We start from the raw sequence: 14,254 nt of genomic DNA on the forward strand, positions 1-14,254 counted from the left end.
GTGAATGATTGTAATGCGTCAGCCTATTGCGCCTGCCCTTGCCGCAAGCTCTCAAGAACCGCCTCCAGCGCCCGTTCGAATAACAGGCGGTCATCCAGCACGCGCACTTCATGCCGCTGCAGTGCCTGGGCCAGGCTGGCGCTGCTCCACTCGCGCACTTTCATGCCGGTGCGGTTGGCAAACACCAGCCTATCGCTGCTTTCAATGCGCGCGACCAGCTTGCAGCGCAGTGGCCCATCCTCATCGAGAACCTCGACCCAGGTGCCGATACGCAAGCGTTGCGCCTGGCGCAGCGCTGCAGCCTGCTCATCGGCAGCGTGCAGGGGCACGCAGGCGGGCTCTTCGGCAATCGCCAGCACAATCTCTTCGGCCACCCGCACATCGCCCAAGAATTGACCTTCCCCTCCCGGCATTTCGTCTTTACCTGCGCAGGCGCGCAGGTGCAACTGTTCCAGTTGCAGGAAGAACTCGCGGGTCGCCACCGCGTCCAGGGCTACGCTGGCCAGGCCATCGCGCAGCGCCTTGAGCAGGGCTGGCACCTGCTGCAGCAAGGCTTGCGGCTCATGTGGCGGGGTAATGCTGGCCAGCAGCATGTCCATCGTCTGCAATGCGCCGCGCCAGGCCGCAGAGGCCTCGCCCTGTTTCAACCAAGCCAGCAGCAGTACCTGGCTCCAGGCCTGCACCAGCATTTGTACCACCACCTGCGGCAACACCCGGCCTCGCAGGCGCTGGTTGAGCACGTGCTGCACCTGCTGTCTGGCCTGCAGTGCCCGGGCACGGCCTTCTTCGGCGTCGCGAGTGCGTTGTTCGAGCAACTCGTTGCGTCGCCGTTCGTCCTGATTGAATGCGAGGAAGTCGTCGAGCAACTCGGCGAACAGGCTTGCATCGTCGGCAAAATCATTGAGCAGGCGCTGAACGACACGCTCTACCCGCAAATGCAAGCTGTCACGCCGGCCTTCGCTGCCGCACTCCCAGCCAATCGCGGCGCCGGCGATTTCGTTGAGCAGCCGACGCGCCGGGTGGTTACCTCGGCTGAACAGCCCCTTGTCCAGTAATGCCACCTTGAGCAGGGGAATATGAAGGCGCGTAATCAACGACCGCAGGCTGGCCGGCAGGTTGTCGTCGTTGTGGATGAACGCGAACAGCAGGCCAACCAGGTTGATCATGTCTTCGTCATCCACTTCAAGACGCCGACGCGTGCCGCTGCGCACACTCACCCGCAACAGCAGTTGCTCAAGCTGCTGGCCGAGCTCGAAGTCATCGGCCTCGTGGGTGGCGGGCACGTAGCGCTGCAAATGCGAAAGTAGCCGGAGCAGGTCGGCGGTACTGATCGGCTGGGCGGCAGCCACCGCGTGCAAGCGCGGCGCGAACTGCCCGCGCACCGGCGCTAGCAGTACCTGTAACGAGGCAAACAACGCCTGCCCTGCGGCATCCGCCCCCACGTCCTGGCCGAGATTCGCCGGTCCTGGGCGCGCACGCATGCGCCGGTCTTCGGCACGCCGGCGCGGCGCCGGTTGCAGTTCGGGCAGTACGCCGGCAGCGGCCAGCAACTGGTTGGCTTCGCCATAGATCACATCGACATCGCGCAGCACATAACGCTCGAACAGCTTCAGCAGCACCAGCTTGACCCGCAGGCCAACGCCCAGATTACGCCCGGCATCGAGGAAGTAACGACACAGCGCGGCTGGCCCCAACGGGTTGTGCTGCTCGTACAGGGGGCGGTCGAGCAGCGCCTGCAGGCGCAAACCCAGTTGCTGCAGGGCAATGCCATCGCGTGACAGCACCCGCGCCACCATGCCCTCGATGGCGGCGGCCCGCTCCATTTGAGCCTTGCTACGCGGGGGGCCCGGCTGGGCCAGGTTTGCCAGCAAGTCGACCTGGCCGGTTCGGAGGAAAGCATCCTGGAACGTATCCAGAAAACCACGCTCAATGCTCTTGCGCTTCAGGCGCAGGTCACGCATGGCCTCGAAGTACAGGTTCTGGTCACCGCGGTCCAAGGCCTTGTCGGCCATTTCGAAGAGCGTGTCATCGGCATTGTCGAACAGATCCTGCAGGCCCTGACGCAACTGCAACGCGGCCTTGTCGCGCACCTGCAGCAGCACGACCGGAAGGCAAGGCAGAGGCGTAAGCCCCCCTCGGTCGATGGCTGCCGCCAGGGGCACCACCTTGCCTTCCTTTTGCATCCTGGACTCCTTGCAGGGTGTCTTGCCCGAAAGGGCTGAAAATCGTCAAAGCCATGGCGCCAAATACCAGTCGCCATTATCGGTAAAAAACCGTATGCCTGCCAGCGCCGTTTCGCTGACTGGCTAATGACCCTGATCTGCTCGGATTACTCATGACGCCCGACCAAAGGTCAGCACCACGGCGGCTGTACACACCGGCCCCCTGCCCTATAATCGCGGGCACCTAGCTTGTGGAGCCGACCATGCCGAACCTACGCCTTGCCGACCTGACCGCTGAAATTGAAGCCAACGTGCGCCGCGCGCTGTTGGAGGACATCGGCAGTGGCGATATCACCGCGCAACTGATCCCGGCCGAGCGCCTGGCCAAGGCGACCATCATCACCCGCGAAGACTGCGTGGTCGCCGGTACCGCCTGGGTCGATGCCGTGTTCCGCCAGCTCGACCCGCGCGTTGCAGTGCACTGGCAGGTGGCCGACGGAGAGCAGGCTACTGCCAATCAGCCGTTGTTCCACCTGGAAGGCCCGGCCCGTTCGCTGCTCAGTGGTGAGCGCAGCGCACTGAACTTCCTGCAGATGCTTTCGGGGGTTGCTACCCGTGCGCGCTTCCTTGCCGACCTGGTAGCAGGCACCCAGGTGCGCCTGCTGGACACCCGCAAAACCCTGCCCGGCCTTCGCCTGGCGCAAAAGTACGCGGTTACCTGCGGTGGATGCGACAACCACCGCATAGGCCTGTACGACGCCTTCCTGATCAAGGAAAACCACATCGCCGCCAGCGGCGGCGTAGCCGAGGCCGTGGCCGCAGCGCACCGCATTGCGCCGGGCAAGCCGGTTGAAATCGAGGTCGAAAGCCTGGATGAACTGCGCCAGGCGCTGGCCGCTGGCGCGGACATCATCATGCTCGACGAGTTGAACCTGGACGAGATGCGCGAAGCCGTGCGCATTACCGCTGGCAAAGCCAAGCTTGAAGCCAGCGGCGGCGTAAACGAAACGACCTTGCGGATGATTGCCGAGACAGGGGTGGACTACATCTCGATTGGCGCCATGACCAAGGATGTGAAAGCGGTGGACCTGTCGATGCGACTGAGCCTGTGAACTGATTGCAGGCAATAAAAAACCGGCGCTTGGCCGGTTTTTTATTGGGGGCGCTTTGCACCCCACTCACAGTTGCAACAGGCTGCATATCCTTGCAGGCGCAACCTTGTGCTGCGAATGAGCCGCAAAGCAGCCCCGGTTTTCAGATCAGAACGAGGCGTTGGCCAAACCGTCCAGGTAGCGCTCGACATCCAGCGCCGCCATGCAGCCCGCACCGGCCGAAGTGATGGCTTGGCGGTAAACGTGGTCAGCCACGTCGCCAGCGGCAAACACACCCTCGACGTTGGTCGCGGTGGCATTGCCTTCGCGGCCGCCGTTGACCACCAGGTAGCCGTCTTTCAAGGTCAGCTGGCCTTCGAACAGCGAAGTGTTCGGGGTGTGGCCAATGGCGATGAACACGCCGTCGACCTTGATTTCGTCGCTGCTGCCGTCGTTGTTCTTCAGACGCGCACCGGTTACGCCCATGTTGTCACCCAGCACTTCGTCCAGGGTGGCGTTGAGCTTGAGCTCGATCTTGCCTTCGGCCACACGGGCGTTCAGCTTGTCGACCAGGATCTTCTCGGCGCGGAAGGTTTCGCGACGGTGTACCAGGGTCACTTTGCTGGCGATGTTGGCCAGGTAGAGTGCCTCTTCCACAGCCGTGTTGCCACCACCGACCACGGCGACCGGCTTGTTGCGGTAGAAGAAACCGTCACAGGTGGCACAGGCCGAAACACCCTTGCCCATGAAGGTCTCTTCCGACGGCAGGCCCAGGTAGCGAGCGCTGGCTCCGGTGGCGATGATCAACGCATCACAGGTGTACTTGCCGCTGTCACCCTGCAGGGTGAACGGCTTGTTGGCCAGGTCGACCGCGTTGATGTGGTCGAAGACGATTTCGGTTTCAAAACGCTCGGCGTGCTCTTGCATACGCTGCATCAGGGCCGGGCCGGTCAGGCCGTGGGGGTCGCCCGGCCAGTTGTCGACTTCGGTGGTGGTGGTCAGCTGGCCACCAGCCTGCATGCCGGTGATCAGCAGCGGCTTGAGGTTGGCACGGGCGGCATACACCGCAGCGCTGTAACCGGCAGGGCCGGAACCGAGAATGATGACGCGCGAATGACGTACTTCAGACATGTCGAACTCCTGTCGAGCGGGCTGCAGGGCCGGCATCGGTGTACCGGCTGCGCCAGCCAAGAAATTAAAAAGGACCCACGCAGCGCTTGGGGAAGGCTAAAACGCGCAGGTCCGCAAAGCGAAAAGTTGAGCGCACTGTAGCGAGGTCGCAAAGATTAAGGAAATATCCTTAGACAATCCACCTCATAGGCATCGCCTATGCTGCGATTTCATCGATAAACACGCGCCGGGCGCTTTTGTTACATCCCGTTTCCCGCCCACTGCGTGCCTTTCGTCGGCGCGGCAAACTCGGTAAGGTCAGCGCGTTTTCCTTCTCTGCGGAGTATCTAGATGCAAGCCCCTGTCCTCTCTGGCCCCCAATACTTGCGCGAAGGCCTGAAACTGGTGCTGAGCCCCAACCTGCGGTTGTTCGTGCTGCTGCCACTGGCGGTCAACCTGTTGCTGTTCGGTGGCCTGATCTACTTCGCCGGCCACCAGTTCGGCCTGTGGCTCGATGCCCTGATGCCCACGCTGCCTGACTGGCTGAGCTTCCTCAGCTACATCCTCTGGCCGCTGTTCGTTGCCTTGCTGGTGCTGATGGTGTTCTTCACCTTCACCCTGGTGGCCAATATCATTGCCGCGCCGTTCAACGGCTTTCTGGCGGAAAAGGTCGAGGTGGTAGTGCGTGGCGAAGACACCTTCCCAGCCTTCAGCTGGGGCGAGCTGGCAGCCATGGTACCGCGCACCCTCAGCCGCGAAATGCGCAAGCTGGGCTACTTCCTGCCACGCGCCATCGGCCTGTTCGTCCTGTCGCTGATCCCGGTGGTCAACGTGGTGGCTGCGCCGCTGTGGCTGATCTTCGGCGTGTGGATGATGGCCATCCAGTACATCGACTACCCGGCGGACAACAACAAGATGAGCTGGCAGGACATGCTTGCCTGGTTGCGGCAGAAGCGCTGGCAGAGCCTGGGCTTCGGCGGCATAACCTACCTGGCGCTGATGATTCCAGGCGTGAACGTGCTGATGATGCCGGCGGCGGTGGCCGGGGCTACGTTGTTCTGGGTGCGGGAGCGGAGCTGATTCCTGGGCCGTGTGCGATCTGTGCATTGGCGCTGAAATCTGGGGCCGCTCTGCGGCCCTATCGCGACAGAAGGCCCACACAAAAAAGCAGAACGTGCCTGGCCTGGGTTTCACCGCCCCAACCGGCTGAAAAACTGCCCCACCACATCCACAACCGGCTGCGCCCCGTCCTGAATCCCTATAATCACGCTACCCGTCTCGTCGGCCAGCACCAGCCCTTGCTCAGCCTGGCGGTTGACTGCGGCATTAATCTGGCTGCTCGGAGAAGGAGTAAGGTTGAAGATCTGTCAATTGCGCCAGAAAGATCAAGTGTTCAACAGCGCTGACCTTTTTAAGATGTTGCAGGGAGTCAGCCCCGCCCAGCATGAGCGCGGGGAAAAAGCCGTACATCTCGTCATGTTTAAGTCTACCCAGTTTTTCCTTGGCGGGATTGAAGAGACCATTGAAATCCATTGCCTCCACTTCTCTTGACAAAATAAAGCCTTGAAGCTCAGTAATTAGTTGTTCCTTTGTGAATTCAGTTCGATAAAATATGTACTGAGAGCCAACGCTTGTTATCTCCAATGAAAAGCCAGTTTTCTCTCCCCAAAGATACAAGTCTCCGAAGGCACTTCTCGCAACCAAATGATAGTTGTCGTGCGAAGCAAGTGCCGTGCCTGCAATCCAGCAGGAAACTACGGCGTCATATTCTTGCGGATCGACTAGCCAGAATATGCCCTCACCGTAGCCCCCCCACCCATGCTCGGACCAATATTCCAAAAGCTTGGGAGGAAGCTTGTCTCTGTATCTTTCGATTGTGGAGCCAGGTACTTCCCGGCGGTCAATCGGCGGACCGAAATTCTCAATCAAATTGGCAAATACTTTATCCATTTCAACCTTCTCACCTTAGCACTTATGTAATTTGACATTCATGCGGATTGAGCCTCTGGACTCCAGGGGTACCCTTTCGGCCGCTTTCTTTAAGTTGGGTATCCTGGTTTTCCATTGGGCGCCTATCACTGAGTTTACCTGGCGATCCCCAAAGTCCGATATGACGTCTCTACCTCCGGCGACGAGATCCGGATTGTGCAGTGCCGCTGTAATTGACATCCGGTTTCTGGCTTTTTCTATTGCAACCCGTTGCGCTTCAAATGGGCCCATGGTTTTCCTGAGCTCTTTTTCAATTTTTTCCTTGATAAATTCTTGCTCCTTTTTTCTCGCTCTCTGGGCGAGCCCTTTATTGCGCTGATTTGGGTTTTCAACTTTCTCCAAAAATGCTTCAACGGTCATCCAGTTGAGCCCGTCTTCCTGGCCATTCAACTGTCGTTTGAATTCGCCTATTTTGTATTCCGGTACCTTATCAGCTTTGAAACATTCAACGTTATGCAATGCCATCGCGCCCGGATGGGGCTTCGTTGGTGCTTTCCTGGGCTGATTCGGGCTAACGGGCTGCGGATCATCCATCGCCCCCTTGCGCCGCTCCGGCACCTGCAGATCCGGCCGTTTCTTCAACCCCTCTTCATGCTGGAGCATCCATTGCCCCAGCCGCGCGCCTTTGCGGCTGGCCGCCATTTCCTGGGCCAGCACCCGGGCATCGCCGCGCCCGCGGGTGAGGTACGACACGATTGCCCCCAACAACAGCACCACGACTTCCACATGGCCTTGGGCAATCTGATGCGTGGCCCGGGATATCGCATAGGGGTCGTCCCGGCAGAACGGGCCGGTGCCTTCATGGCCGCAGGTGCCTTCCCAGGCGAAGCGGATGCCATCGACGTAGTACTCGCCGATCCGCGGCAAGCCGTCGATGAAGAATTCGGCAATGGAAGCCAGCCCCAGCGCACCGAGGATCCAGCCGCTGACCTTGAGGCCCATGGCCGCGCCTGCGCCGGCGAACGGAATGGTTCCGGCGCCGCCGGCGAATGCGCCTACCCCCGCGCCAAGCAGGCCACCGGTAATGGTGCTGCCGGCGACGATCATCGCCATCTGCTGCACGACCCTCAGCAGTTCGTCGACGATGCTGTTGATGTCGAGGTCGGCGAAGCGCTGGCGCAGCATGTGCGCCGCCTGCCATTCGGCGTGGTAGAAGGCTGTGCGGACAGCTTCGATCCGGCGCAGGTTGAGGCCCAGTGAGGCGACCTCTTCATTGAGGCTGGTGCGGAGCTGGCCACCGCTTTGGTAGCCCACCATGGCGATGACACGTGACTCGATCTCGTGCCAGGAGGGCACGAGGTAATCCAGGTACATGAGGTGTCTCCCTGACAACGTGTGCAGGGGGAAATCCCATCATGGATTCGGATCGGAGGTTTCTGAGTCAGTTGTAGGAAAATGCGACTTCGTTTCCGGCATGCTCGGCGAAGTTCAGCTGTTCAGTTGTTGCTGTGGGTAAGGCTGGAAATTTTTATCGTTCTTGAGATCGAGCGCCGCGCAGGCGAAGCTCGATCCCAAGGCCATTACAAACCCCAAGCCATATCAAAGACTCAGCCGGCTGGAAAACTGCCCCACTACGTCCACTACCCGCTTCGCCCCGTCCTGGATCTCGACAATCACGCTGCCCGTCTCATCCGCCAGCGCCAGCCCCTGTTCGGCCTGGCGCTTGCTGGTGTCGATGATCGACACCGCCGCCTGCGCCAGTTGTTCGTTCTGCTGTACCACCCGGGCGATTTCTTCGGTGGCGGTGCTGGTGCGGGAGGCCAGTTGGCGCACTTCGTCGGCAACGACGGCAAAGCCCCGCCCTTGCTCCCCCGCGCGGGCAGCTTCGATGGCCGCGTTAAGGGCCAGCAGGTTGGTCTGCCCGGCAATGTCGCTGATGGTCTTGATGATCGAACCGATCACCCGCGACTGGGTATCCAGCGCCTGGATGCCGTCGGCGGCCTCTTGCATCGAAGCCTCCAGGCCACGCATTACGGTGACAGTCTGGGTGACCACTTCGGTGGCCTTGCGAGCACTGACATCGGTACCCAGCGAGGTGTTGTAGGCGACATCTGCCGCCTCAGCCACTGCCAGTTCCTGATTGACCTGATCGGTGATCACGGTGGCGAACTTGACCACCTTGTACAGCACATCGTGGGCATCGAAGATCGGGTTGTACGAGGCCTCCAGCCAGATCACCCGGCCATGGGCATCGATGCGCTTGAAGCGCTCGGCAACATATTCGCCACGGCGCAGCCTGTCCCAGAACGCTTGGTAGCCGGCCGAGTTGACCTCCTGCGGTTCGCAGAACATGCGGTGGTGCTTACCGCGAATCTGCTCCAGGCGATAGCCGACAGTGGCCAGGAAACGTTCGTTGGCAGTGAGAATGATGCCGTCAAGGTCGAACTCGATCACCGCAGTAGAGCGCATCAGCGCCTTGATCAGGCTTTCGTGCTCGCGTGAGGTCTCGATGGTTCGGGTGAGGTCGCTGGAATGCAGGGTGAAGTACTTGATGCGCCCCTCGCTGTTCTTCACCGGCTGCAGGATCGAGCGCAGCCAGGCTTCCTGACCATTGCCGCGCATAAGACGAAACGCACCGTTCAGGTGTTCGCCACGGCTGATCGCACTTTTCATGCGCTGGTAGAAGTCCAGCGACTTTACGTGGGCGGGGACGATGTCCTCGATATTGCGTCCAAGCAATTGTTCGGCACGGTAGAGCATCTCGCTCTCGAAGTTGCCGTTGACCATCTCGATCCGTCCCTGAGGGTCGAGCTGCAGCACCAGCATCTCGCTGTCGAGACTACTCTTGACCTGTTCGATGGACATCAGGTCTTCGCGCAGTTGCCGGATTTCTTGCTTGAGCTTGTTGTTGAACATCACCGCTCTCCTGGAGCGCATCACGTAGTCGAATGCATCTTCATCGGCTGCCGGCGACACCTTCTTGAGTGCTGTGCGAGGAAATATTCATAGCGGCAAAAATGCCGGCGATCAGGCGTCACATTTACGTCATAAGGCAGTCACATTAGCGCAACCCGGTAGGCGGAAACTTTTTGTCATGAATACACCCGCCCTACGCATCACCTTGGTCAGCGAAACCTTCCCACCCGAGATCAACGGCGTGGCCAACACCCTTGGCCGCCTCAGCGAAGGGTTGCGCCAGCGCGGCCATGAGGTCGAGGTGGTGCGCCCGCGCCAGGCCGGCGAAGGGCACGTGCACAACGACCCGCAGCTGATGCTGTGCCGTGGCTGGGCGCTGCCTGGCTACCCGGGTTTGCAGTGGGGCGAGGTGTCGATGCACAAGCTGTTGCGCCGCTGGCGCCGGCAGCGCCCGGATGTACTGTATATCGCCACCGAGGGGCCGCTGGGGCTCAGCGCCCTACGCGCGGCCCGACGCCTGGGGGTGGCAGTGGTCAGTGGCTTTCACACCAACTTCCCGCAGTATTCCGGCCAGTACGGCCTTGGCCTGCTGGCGCGCCTGCTCACCCACTACTTGCGCTGGTTCCATCGGCGCACGGCAATCACCTTGGTGCCGAGTGCCAGCCAGCGCCTGGAGCTTGAGCGTCGCGGTTTCGAACGCTTGGAGCTGCTGGCCCGAGGGGTCGATGCCTGCCTGTTCAATCCGGCCCGACGCAGCCAGGCCTTGCGCGAAAGCTGGGGGTTAGGCCCGGAGGATATCGCCGTATTGCATGTCGGGCGGCTGGCGGCGGAAAAGAACCTTGGCTTGCTACGGCCTTGCCTTGAGGCGTTACGCAAGACGTATCCACAGAAGCGCCTGCGCCTGATCATGGTCGGCGACGGGCCTCAGCGCGCCAGTCTTGAACACCAGGTTGCAGACGCCGTGTTTTGCGGGGTCCAGCGCGGTGAACGACTGGCCGAGCACTATGCCAGCGGCGACCTGTTCCTGTTCCCGAGCCTGACCGAGACCTTTGGCAATGTAGTGCTCGAAGCCATGGCCTCAGGGTTGGCGGTGGTTGCTTATGACCAGGCAGCCGCAGCGCAGCATATTCGCCATGGCCACAATGGCGCGCTGGCCATGCCAGGGGACCAGGCGGCGTTTGTCGATGCAGCGTGCTGGTTGCTGGAAGAAGTGGAGACGTTGCGCAGGGTGCGCCTGAATGCGCGACAGCATGCCAGCCGCCAGGGCTGGCCTGCGATTGTCGAGCAGTTCGAGGGGTATCTGAACAGCGCCTGCCGGCAACCTGGTGCTGCGGCTGGGCGTTCTGCGCAATTTTTGCAGCGCCTGTGAGATCGAGCGCCGCCCGCGCGGCGCTCGATCTCACAGGCGCTGCAAAAACATCGCGACAGGCACCCTTCAGGCCAGGGCTTTCTCGATGGCCTGCACCACCGCTGGGTCATCCGGCGCAGTGCGCGGCGAGAAACGCGCCAGCACACGGCCATCCTTGCCCACCAGAAACTTCTCGAAATTCCAGGTAATGTCACCGGGGAACTCGGCCCCCTCACCTGCCAGCAGGCGGTACAACGAATGGCGCTGCGGCCCGTTGACCTCTAGCTTGCCCCCCAGCGGGAAACTCACCCCGTAGTTGAGGCTGCAGAAGTCCTGGATTTCCTTTTCGGTGCCCGGCTCCTGCCCGGCAAACTGGTTGCACGGCAGGCCAAGCACATTGAAGCCCTTGTCCTTGTAGATCTGGTAGAGGTTTTCCAGAGCCTTGTATTGCGGCGTCAGGCCACATTTGGAGGCAACGTTGACCACTAGCACCACTTGGCCCTTGAAGGGTGCGAGGGGCAGCTCTCCGCCGTTCAGCGCTTCCAGTTTCAGGTCGTGAAATGCACTCATGTTGAAATCCCCTCTCAGGTTCCCGGTTGCCGTGCAGGCGAATTTCGCCCACTAAAAAGGCGCTCGTCCAAACCGTTCACCTCCCGTAGGAAGGCAAATCGGCTTGCCCGAGCGCCTGGCGACTTTCTGAGCTTAGCGCAGAAAATCAGTGGTGATGGCCACCTTCACCGTGGATGTGACGGTGAGCGATTTCTTCGTCGCTGGCGTCACGCACGTTCACAACCTTGACCTGGAAGGTCAGGCGCTGACCGGCCAGCGGGTGGTTGCCATCAACGGTAACGTCGTCGCCGTCGATGTCGCGGATGGTGACGATCTGCATCTGGCCGTCCGGTGCCGAAGCGTGGAACTGCATGCCCACTTCCAGCTCGTCGACACCTTCGAACAGGCTACGGTTCAGGGTGCTGACCAGTTCGGCCAGGTACTCGCCGTAGGCCTCTTCAGGTTCGATGGAAACGTTCAGCTCGTCACCAGCCTGCTTGCCTTCCAGGGCTTTTTCCAGGCCCGGGATGATGTTGCCGGCACCGTGCAGGTAAACCAGCGGCGCGCCACCGGCGGAGCTGTCGATGGTCTCCCCGGCGTCGTTGGTCAGGGTATAGTCGATGGAGACAGCCTTGTTGGCGGCGATCAGCATGGGGCAAGACCTTTTGCAAAAGAATGTAGAGCGTACAAGTGTAACCAAGCCATCGCCCGATTGCGAACGAACTGCAGACGAGCAACGGCCCACCAGTCGGATCGATGGCTTTCATCAAGACGCAGAAGGCCACTGGGTGGTGCAACTTTCGTGCGGCCATACCCAGCACCTTCGCCACCAGCCGCCGTGGCAGGCACGCCCTTGGGTGCTCGACCCGGCACAACGTGCGCAACACATCGGCCAGCCTTTCGCTTGCGGCTGGTGCGCACAAGGGGCCGATAGCGCTACCCTTGACCGTTAATTTCTTGCACCGCTTATTTCGAGAAGCACGCATGCAGACATTTTTCATTGCGCCGACCGACTTCGGTGTCGGCCTGACTTCAATCAGCCTGGGCCTGGTGCGCACCCTGGAGCGTGCCGGCCTGAAGGTCGGCTTCTTCAAGCCTATCGCTCAGCCCCACCCGGGTGACACCGGCCCCGAGCGCTCCACCGAACTGGTTGCCCGCACCCACGGCATCAAGCCACCGGTCCCACTGAGCCTGGCCCACGTCGAGCGCATGCTCGGCGATGGCCAACTGGACGAGTTGCTTGAAGAAATCATCCGCCTCTACCAGCAAGCCTGCGTCGGCAACGACGTGGTCGTGGTCGAGGGAATGGTGCCCACACGCCACGCCAGCTATGCAGCGCGGGTCAACCTGCACCTGGCCAAGAGCCTGGATGCCGAGGTGATCCTGGTATCGGCCCCGGAAAACGAAGTGCTCAGCGAGCTGTCTGGGCGGGTCGAACTGCAGGCCCAACTGTTCGGCGGCCCACGCGACCCGAAAGTGCTCGGGGTCATCCTCAACAAGGTACGTACCGACGAGAGCATGGCGGACTTCGCCACCCGCCTGCGCGAGCACTCGCCATTGCTGCGCGGTAATGACTTCCGCCTGCTTGGCTGCATACCCTACCAACCCGAGCTGAACGCACCGCGAACCCGCGATGTGGCCGAGCTGCTTGGCGCCCAGGTGCTCAATGCCGGCGACTACGAGCAGCGGCGCATGAGCAAGATCATCATCTGTGCACGCACGGTGGCCAACACGGTCCCGCTACTGACCTCGGGTACCCTGGTGGTAACCCCGGGCGACCGCGACGACATCATCCTCGCTGTCAGCCTGGCAGCGATCAATGGCGTGCCACTGGCCGGTTTGCTGCTGACCAGCGACAGCAAGCCTGACGAGCGTATCCTTGGCCTGTGCCGCGGTGCACTGCAGGCCGGCCTGCCGATCCTATCGGTCAGCACCGGCTCGTACGACACCGCCAACCAGCTCAACTCGCTGAACCGCGAAATCCCGGTGGACGACCGCGAGCGTGCCGAGTTCATCACTGACTTCGTCGCCAGCCACCTCGACGCGGCCTGGCTGCACCAACGCTGCGGCACGCCGCGTGAACTGCGCCTGTCGCCGGCGGTGTTCCGCTACCAGCTGATCCAGCGTGCGCAGCAAGCCAACAAACGCATCGTCCTGCCAGAAGGCGCCGAGCCACTGCTGGTGCAGGCTGCAGCCATCTGCCAGGCCCGCGGCATCGCCCGCTGCGTGCTGCTGGCCAAACCCGAAGACGTCGACGCCGTGGCCCGCGCCCAGGGCATCACGTTACCGCCGGGGCTGGAGATTCTCGACCCCGAACTGATTCGCGGGCGCTACGTGGAACCCATGGTCGAGCTGCGCAAAAGCAAGAACCTCAACGCGCCGATGGCCGAGCAGCAACTGGAAGACCCCGTGGTGATCGGCACCATGATGCTGGCCCTGGACGAAGTGGACGGCCTGGTCTCGGGCCTGGTGCACTCCACGGCCAACACCATCCGCCCGGCCCTGCAACTGATCAAGACCGCACCCGGCTCGAGCCTGGTATCTTCAGTGTTCTTCATGCTGTTCCCCGAGCAGGTGCTGGTGTACGGCGACTGCGTGATGAACCCGCACCCAAGCGCTGCCGAGCTGGCGGAGATTGCCCAACAGAGTGCTGCCTCGGCGCAGGCCTTCGGCATCGCGCCACGGGTGGCGATGATCAGTTATTCAAGCGATTCGGCCAGCGATGAAGAAGTCGAGAAAGTGCGCGAAGCGACACGCCTGGCACAGGACGCGGCGCAGGAGCTACTGATCGATGGGCCGTTGCAGTATGACGCAGCGGCCAACCCGGCGATCGCTCGAGAGCTGGCGCCGGCTAGCCCGGTGGCCGGGCGCGCCACGGTGTTCGTGTTCCCCGATTTGAATACCGGCAATACCACGCACAAGGCGGTACAGCGCAGTGCCGACGGGGTCAGCCTGGGGCCGATGCTGCAGGGTTTGCGCAAGCCGGTGAACGACTTGCCGCGAGGGGCGCAGGTTGACGACATCGTGCATACCATTGCCCTGACGGCGATTCAGGCCAGCGTGGCGCGCTAAAAGCAGAGGCTTCTTTGCAAGCCTTGTGGGAGCGGGACTACCCGCCCCCACAGCGCCGCAAAGCGGCCCTTAAGGTC

12 protein-coding genes are annotated in these 14,254 nt (G+C 61.6%); 5 read left to right on the top strand and 7 right to left on the bottom strand.

All coding sequences use genetic code 11. From position 1 onward, the window contains the following. Positions 1-23: 23 nt before the first annotated feature. A complete protein-coding gene (locus tag J3A98_RS20145; protein ID WP_209967985.1) occupies positions 24-2,183 on the bottom strand; it encodes a DUF1631 domain-containing protein in 2,160 nt (719 codons plus the stop codon). A gap of 242 nt (positions 2,184-2,425) precedes the next feature. Between J3A98_RS20145 and nadC the strand changes: the two genes are divergently transcribed. Beyond that, entirely contained in the window at positions 2,426-3,274 is an 849-nt protein-coding gene (nadC, locus tag J3A98_RS20150) for a carboxylating nicotinate-nucleotide diphosphorylase (RefSeq protein ID WP_209967988.1), read from the top strand. Positions 3,275-3,421: 147 nt separating this feature from the next. On the opposite strand, the gene trxB is transcribed toward nadC, so the two are convergent. Continuing rightward, positions 3,422-4,384, bottom strand: coding sequence for a thioredoxin-disulfide reductase (trxB, locus tag J3A98_RS20155; protein ID WP_003247318.1), 963 nt, complete (start codon positions 4,382-4,384; stop codon positions 3,422-3,424). A 330-nt stretch (positions 4,385-4,714) separates the two neighbouring features. Here trxB and cysZ point away from each other — a divergent pair, with 330 nt between their 5' ends. Beyond that, complete coding sequence (gene cysZ / locus J3A98_RS20160) at positions 4,715-5,443, top strand: sulfate transporter CysZ (protein WP_209967990.1); 729 nt, start codon at positions 4,715-4,717, stop codon at positions 5,441-5,443. A gap of 246 nt (positions 5,444-5,689) precedes the next feature. Here the strand turns inward: cysZ and J3A98_RS20165 are convergent, their stop codons facing one another. The 3 genes from J3A98_RS20165 to J3A98_RS20175 form a co-directional block, all read right to left on the bottom strand. Continuing rightward, positions 5,690-6,313 (bottom strand): GAD-like domain-containing protein, encoded by a 624-nt coding sequence (locus J3A98_RS20165; RefSeq protein WP_209967993.1) that lies wholly within the window; start codon positions 6,311-6,313, stop codon positions 5,690-5,692. A gap of 15 nt (positions 6,314-6,328) precedes the next feature. Continuing rightward, positions 6,329-7,666 (bottom strand): DUF6861 domain-containing protein, encoded by a 1,338-nt coding sequence (locus tag J3A98_RS20170; protein ID WP_209967996.1) that lies wholly within the window; start codon positions 7,664-7,666, stop codon positions 6,329-6,331. A 225-nt stretch (positions 7,667-7,891) separates the two neighbouring features. After that, on the bottom strand, positions 7,892-9,208 hold the full coding sequence (locus J3A98_RS20175) for a PAS domain-containing methyl-accepting chemotaxis protein (protein ID WP_209967998.1): 1,317 nt from the start codon (positions 9,206-9,208) through the stop codon (positions 7,892-7,894). A gap of 178 nt (positions 9,209-9,386) precedes the next feature. Between J3A98_RS20175 and J3A98_RS20180 the strand changes: the two genes are divergently transcribed. Next, the gene (locus J3A98_RS20180) at positions 9,387-10,577 is read left to right on the top strand and encodes a glycosyltransferase family 1 protein (RefSeq protein ID WP_209968000.1); all 1,191 of its coding nucleotides are present in this window, start codon (positions 9,387-9,389) and stop codon (positions 10,575-10,577) included. A 66-nt stretch (positions 10,578-10,643) separates the two neighbouring features. On the opposite strand, the gene J3A98_RS20185 is transcribed toward J3A98_RS20180, so the two are convergent. Further along, positions 10,644-11,126 (bottom strand): glutathione peroxidase, encoded by a 483-nt coding sequence (locus J3A98_RS20185; protein ID WP_176684994.1) that lies wholly within the window; start codon positions 11,124-11,126, stop codon positions 10,644-10,646. A 145-nt stretch (positions 11,127-11,271) separates the two neighbouring features. Further along, positions 11,272-11,757 (bottom strand): peptidylprolyl isomerase, encoded by a 486-nt coding sequence (locus J3A98_RS20190; RefSeq protein WP_003247325.1) that lies wholly within the window; start codon positions 11,755-11,757, stop codon positions 11,272-11,274. Here J3A98_RS20190 and J3A98_RS20195 point away from each other — a divergent pair. After that, positions 11,756-12,058: a DUF3565 domain-containing protein gene (locus J3A98_RS20195; protein WP_176684993.1), complete on the top strand. Its 303-nt coding sequence runs from the start codon at positions 11,756-11,758 to the stop codon at positions 12,056-12,058. The genes J3A98_RS20190 and J3A98_RS20195 overlap by 2 nt on opposite strands. Positions 12,059-12,089: 31 nt before the next feature. Continuing rightward, a complete protein-coding gene (gene pta / locus J3A98_RS20200) occupies positions 12,090-14,177 on the top strand; it encodes a phosphate acetyltransferase (RefSeq protein WP_176684992.1) in 2,088 nt (695 codons plus the stop codon). The last annotated feature ends 77 nt before the right edge of the window (positions 14,178-14,254 follow it).

Source organism: Pseudomonas sp. BP6, from assembly GCF_017875935.1.
GTDB lineage: Bacteria > Pseudomonadota > Gammaproteobacteria > Pseudomonadales > Pseudomonadaceae > Aquipseudomonas > Aquipseudomonas putida_Y.

Coding starts and splice junctions, on each gene's coding strand:
- J3A98_RS20170 (WP_209967996.1), bottom strand. CDS start 7,666: ATGTACCTGGATTACCTCGTGCCCTCCTGGCACGAGATCGAGTCACGT.
- pta (WP_176684992.1), top strand. CDS start 12,090: ATGCAGACATTTTTCATTGCGCCGACCGACTTCGGTGTCGGCCTGACT.
- J3A98_RS20175 (WP_209967998.1), bottom strand. CDS start 9,208: ATGTTCAACAACAAGCTCAAGCAAGAAATCCGGCAACTGCGCGAAGAC.
- J3A98_RS20195 (WP_176684993.1), top strand. CDS start 11,756: ATGGGGCAAGACCTTTTGCAAAAGAATGTAGAGCGTACAAGTGTAACC.
- J3A98_RS20180 (WP_209968000.1), top strand. CDS start 9,387: ATGAATACACCCGCCCTACGCATCACCTTGGTCAGCGAAACCTTCCCA.
- J3A98_RS20190 (WP_003247325.1), bottom strand. CDS start 11,757: ATGCTGATCGCCGCCAACAAGGCTGTCTCCATCGACTATACCCTGACC.
- cysZ (WP_209967990.1), top strand. CDS start 4,715: ATGCAAGCCCCTGTCCTCTCTGGCCCCCAATACTTGCGCGAAGGCCTG.
- J3A98_RS20165 (WP_209967993.1), bottom strand. CDS start 6,313: ATGGATAAAGTATTTGCCAATTTGATTGAGAATTTCGGTCCGCCGATT.
- trxB (WP_003247318.1), bottom strand. CDS start 4,384: ATGTCTGAAGTACGTCATTCGCGCGTCATCATTCTCGGTTCCGGCCCT.
- J3A98_RS20185 (WP_176684994.1), bottom strand. CDS start 11,126: ATGAGTGCATTTCACGACCTGAAACTGGAAGCGCTGAACGGCGGAGAG.
- nadC (WP_209967988.1), top strand. CDS start 2,426: ATGCCGAACCTACGCCTTGCCGACCTGACCGCTGAAATTGAAGCCAAC.
- J3A98_RS20145 (WP_209967985.1), bottom strand. CDS start 2,183: ATGCAAAAGGAAGGCAAGGTGGTGCCCCTGGCGGCAGCCATCGACCGA.